Below are 2,269 nucleotides of genomic sequence, written 5' to 3' on the forward strand. Positions count from 1 at the left end.
AAGCTAACCAAGCAAAGAACTCATGAAGTTTGGGAGACCTTTTTAACCTACATGGACAGTACTCCTCCAGTGTTACCTGAACCAAAACAGTAGGTTAATCTACCACGCACATAACAAAGCGTTTAAGACGGATTCCCAACGCTTTGCATTTTGGGTTTGCTTCGGATTAAGTGTTTACGGCACAATACTTTAAGTGCAGTGGTCTGCGTTGCTCACCACTTAACGCGGCGTTATGTTTATAAATTGGTGTAATTATGATTTTGAAAAACACGATGATTTTCATGGGTTTATTGTTTACTTTAAGTGGGTGTGCAGTCGACAGCCAGGTAAGTAAATCACCATACAGTAATAATTTTTTGGACAGTAGTTTTTATCGTGGTTACTCTATTTTTGAAGAAGAAAAAAGCTGTGTTAATGCTATTAAGTACTTTAAAGCAGGCATTGATAATGAGGAATATGTAGAGATTTCGACACTTTATTATGATTATTGTATCAAATCAGATCGCTCTAAATATTATTACTATGGTATGCATACCATAGGTATAGAGTCTGGTGATAATGATAATAGGTTATCAAATGACGAAGTAACTTGGATAGGCTTGCAAGCGAAGCAGGGTGGTACGGTTGAGAATTATGCCATCGGACAAATGTTCTTGAATGGGTATATGTTAGAAGAAAATAAAGAGAATGCAGTGTACTTTATGACGTTATCTGCCCAAGGTGGATATGGTCGTGCTCAAATGCAACTAGCTATGATACTTATGGAAATAGGCGAACAGCAGAATGCTCTTCTTTGGTTAAAGGAAGCATCTAAAAACGATTATCCGGGAGCCAAAGAAATGCTAGAAGGAATGAAGTTGATATTATAAACATAACAAACAATTTAAGAGTGACTCCTAACGCTTGGCGAGTTCACTCCGGTTTGAATTTTGTGTTTACGGTGTAATGGTTTAGCTCAGTTTTTATAGCGTTGTCGCACCTTAATTGGGCGTTATGTGACAGGAGGTTCATTTGATTATTGAAGACAATTTTAAAGTTAGTAGTACAACCTTTACGTTTAAAAAAGACGAGTATCCTTTGTCAAAAATTAAGGGTGTAAGAGTTAAAGCTAACACTTTCCAAGATCATGCATTGAGAATTGTCTGTGTTGGTTTGGTCGTTGCAAGCGTGGTATGGATGATATGTCCAGAGTCTTTTGGGTTAATTACCGCTCCGTTAGCTCTAACAGTTGGCATGTTTTCTGCTCTATTCTCGGTCAGAAGGTACGAGTTACAAGTAGAATTTCAGCATATTGATGAAACGGGTTTACAATGGGTGTCGGTAGCTAAGTCGAATAGTCATGTGGTTAAGAAAATTTTTGAAAAACAGGCAAGTAGACTACTTTAGCTTGTCACATAACAAACAATTTAACCTGACTTACAACGCGTGGCAGTTTTACTTCTAATCGGTTTCAGTGATTATGGCGCAGTGCAGAATCATTGTATTGCGTTGCTGCGCAAGTTAATTGGGCGTTATATTGCATAAGATTCAAAGGGTTAAATTATCCGTTTATCTTTGTTCTGCGTTCAAGCTACACACCTGTTCGTTCCGTGAAAAATGCCATCAAAATGACCATCGCACGTAGAATGTTTGTCGGCTAATTAGCTGCAACGTCACGCAAGTCTCCTCGTTAGTAAGTTTCGCTGGCTCAAGTTCATTTTGCGCGGCTTCTTTTTCGTGGAAACTTCACTGAAAATTGTGGTTTCAGCGCGCTTTGTCGTCAGGTTTCTCGTTCGAATTCTTTGTCACTCAGGCTACTCAAATTTCTCCAATTTCAGCTCATTTCGCTTCTTAGCCAAGTGCGTTTTATTGTCTATGATTGAGTTTCGAACTATCCATTTTACTTCTGAGTTCAAAGCCAGTAGATTTGTAACCAATTCAGCACCTTGGCGCTAAACTTGGCTCTGTCGTGCGGGCAATATAACAAAGCGTTTAAGACGGACTCCCAACGCTTGGTGGCTTTAGTTCAAAGATATGCATCAGTGTTTATGGCATAATGTCTTGAGTGCAGTGGTAGCGTTGCTCGCCACTTAACGCGGCGTTATATTGCATAAGAGTCAAAGGGTTAAATTATCCGTTTATCTTTGTTCTGCGTCCGAGCTACACACCTGTTCGTTTCGTGAAAGTTGCCATCAAAATAACCATGGCACGTAGAAAGTTTGTCTGTTAATTAGCTGCAACGTCACGCAAGTCTCCTCGTTAGTAAGTTTTGTTGGCTCAAGTTCATTTT

General features: G+C 39.3%; 2 protein-coding genes and 1 pseudogene. All 3 read left to right on the forward strand.

All coding sequences use genetic code 11. From position 1 onward, the window contains the following. Positions 1–93 (forward strand): annotated as a pseudogene (locus L4C39_RS19945) (lysozyme inhibitor LprI family protein); the annotation flags it as partial. 161 nt (positions 94–254) lie between these two features. Beyond that, entirely contained in the window at positions 255–869 is a 615-nt protein-coding gene (locus tag L4C39_RS19950) for an SEL1-like repeat protein (protein WP_429747730.1), read from the forward strand. A 142-nt stretch (positions 870–1,011) separates the two neighbouring features. Beyond that, a complete protein-coding gene (locus L4C39_RS19955; protein ID WP_113800244.1) occupies positions 1,012–1,386 on the forward strand; it encodes a DUF6232 family protein in 375 nt (124 codons plus the stop codon). The last annotated feature ends 883 nt before the right edge of the window (positions 1,387–2,269 follow it).

It is taken from the genome of Vibrio clamense (genome assembly GCF_050337905.1).
GTDB classification, from domain to species: Bacteria; Pseudomonadota; Gammaproteobacteria; order Enterobacterales; family Vibrionaceae; genus Vibrio; species Vibrio cortegadensis.

What these genes read in the sequence shown, in the direction of transcription:
- L4C39_RS19950 (WP_429747730.1), top strand. Translation starts at nt 255, where the DNA reads ATGATTTTGAAAAACACGATGATTTTCATGGGTTTATTGTTTACTTTA.